Annotated in this window: 2 protein-coding genes; both read right to left on the reverse strand. The window is 42.2% G+C overall.

What is annotated here, in order from left to right; genetic code table 11:
* Positions 1 to 51 precede the first annotated feature (51 nt).
* Complete coding sequence (locus QUA77_RS28890; protein WP_333454048.1) at positions 52 to 2,019, reverse strand: tetratricopeptide repeat protein; 1,968 nt, start codon at positions 2,017 to 2,019, stop codon at positions 52 to 54.
* Entirely contained in the window at positions 1,997 to 2,374 is a 378-nt protein-coding gene (locus QUA77_RS28895; RefSeq protein ID WP_333454049.1) for a hypothetical protein, read from the reverse strand. Before QUA77_RS28895 ends, QUA77_RS28890 begins: the two co-directional genes overlap by 23 nt.
* Between the last annotated feature and the right edge of the window lie 130 nt (positions 2,375 to 2,504).

Genomic DNA, 2,504 nt, shown 5'->3' on the forward strand with positions numbered 1-2,504 from the left:
CCGCTTTTACCAACAAGGTATGCGGGCTGCAACCCTGATTCGGTCTATCTCTTAGGCATCTTTGTCACCCCCCCAGGGGCGGTACAATCTCTCTGCTTCATCCCAATTTCCGCGACATTGCTCGATATATCCCAACGATCCCCAAGTAGATGCCATACCAGAGCGATCGCCCAATTGAGTCCTTAATTCCAAAGACTGGCGGTACAATTTCTCTGCTTCATCCCAATTGCCGCGATTTCGCTCGATATCTCCCAATACTCCCCAACTTGTTGCTATACCAGAGCGATCGCCCAATTCAGTCATTAATTCCAAATATTGGCGGTACAATCTCTCTGCTTCATCCCAATTGCCGCGATTTCGCTCTATATCTCCCAACGATCCCCAAGTAGATGCCATACCAGAGCGATCGCCCAATTCAGTCCTTAATTCCAAAGATTGGCGGTACAATCTCTCTGCTTCATCCCAATTGCCACGATCTCGCTCGATATCTCCCAACGATGCCCAACTATTTGCCATACCAGAGCGATCACTTAATTCTATCTCAACTTCCAAACATTGGCGGTACAATCTCTCTGCTTCATCCCAATTGCCGCGATTTCGCTCTATATATCCCAATACTCCCCAACTTGTTGCCATACCAGAGCGATCGTCCAATTCAGTCATTAATTCCAAAGATTGGCGGTACAATCTCTCTGCTTCATCCCAATTGCCGCGATTTCGCTCGATATCTCCCAACGATCCCCAAGTATATGCCATACCAGAGCGATCGCCCAATTCAGTCCTTAATTCCAAAGATTGGCGGTACAATCTCTCTGCTTCATCCCAATTGCTGCGCTTACGCTGGATATCTCCCAATAGTCCCCAACTACTTGCCATACCATAGCGATCATTATATTCGCGATAAATCTCTAAAGCTTGTTGATAGTAACGCTCAGCTTCACTCAGATTCCACATCTGTTTTGCCACCCATCCTAAATGCTGGTAGGTACTGGCTTGAGAATAGATATCTCCAATTTCTTGTTCAAGTTCTAAACATTGCTGATAAAAAACAGTCGCCTGTTGCCAATCCCGCAAATCCTGACAGACATTCCCCAAATTAGATAAAGTATTAGCTTCACCGCGACGGTTTCCCAGTGTGCGACTAATTTCCAGCGATGCTTGATAGTCACTGATTGCCTCCGAAAGTTGTCCCTCTTGCTTGTAAGAGTTCCCCAATTCATTGTAAACTTCTGATCGCAGCAAAAAACTATTACTTTCCGCAGTCAACTCCAAAGCTTTTTCTAAATACTCCCTCGCTTTAACTGGCTTTCCTTGACTGAGATAAGCAACTCCCAGTTGATGTAAAATATTGCTGCAAGCACTAGGATTTCTTTCAGTTCCAGAATGACTCGGACTGTAGTCCATCAACAAAGACTCTAAAAGTTCAATGCGTTCTTGCTTTTCAGGCGTTTCTAATGTACTAAAACTCCTTTCCGAATCAAGAGTCCTAGCAACGGCATCATCTCTAGTAGCTTGAGTAGTTTTAAACAGAAATACTCCCGATCTCCACGCCCAAAAATCCGGTGCAAACTTCGCCAAACGAGTAATTGCATAGTCCGGCAAAACAAACAGGATCGGATGGGGAACGCTGGTTTTATAAGCATCTCGCACCCAATTAAGGTCTTGTAATACCGGAGGATATTCGTCAAATTTGCCGATCGACTTTTCCAATCCCCGCACAATTAAAACTAATTTTTTATTTGGCTCTCGCTTAATAGTAGGTAAAATCTTGATAATTTCATCTCGGAGAAAACGCAAATTCTCATCAAAACTCACAACTTCAAATTTAGTTTCTTGAGAAATCGGATGATTTTTCAATCCCTCAATTAGCAAATCAGCTTCCGCATTAAAATTAACTTCTGCAAACCCGATAGTCAAATTCTCCGAAAAATCAACAAACGTCAAAAGTTGAGTAAATGCTTGCTGATTGACAGCTAAAAATCGCCCAATTTGTGAATTACGGTCGTTCTGGGTTAACATTGGATTCTCTGGCATCTCGGAGAGCTTTTTGGAATTCTTCATTTTGCTTCACCACCGGATTCGGATAGTTCCATCGATTTTTGCCGTTGTATTCCAAAACCGAAAGATTGAATAACATCAACTCACTGATTTCATCTTTATTAATATTTTTTGTCAAACAAACTTGAGCTAAAAGTGGATAATGATTTTGCGGGATAATCCGTTCAAAATTAAATTGTTCTTGTTTGATTGCATAGGTAACATCTTCAGCCATTATTTTATCGTGACCGCGACCTCTAGCTGTTATGGAAGCAGTTCGCATAATCTGGATGAGTTGGCGAACATGACCACCGCTGGCTTTTGCCACTTCCAGCAATTGTTCGCGAGACTCAAAGATTGTGTCAACTTCAACTCGGCGTTCGATTAAACTAAGTAGTTAAGCAAAATTAATTACATAATTATCTCCAAATTCTTTAAGAATTCTTTCTACAGATGAAACAAGAGAT

Origin of the sequence: Microcoleus sp. K5-D4, assembly GCF_036704575.1 — a bacterium.
In the GTDB taxonomy this organism is placed as follows: Bacteria; Cyanobacteriota; Cyanobacteriia; order Cyanobacteriales; family Microcoleaceae; genus Microcoleus.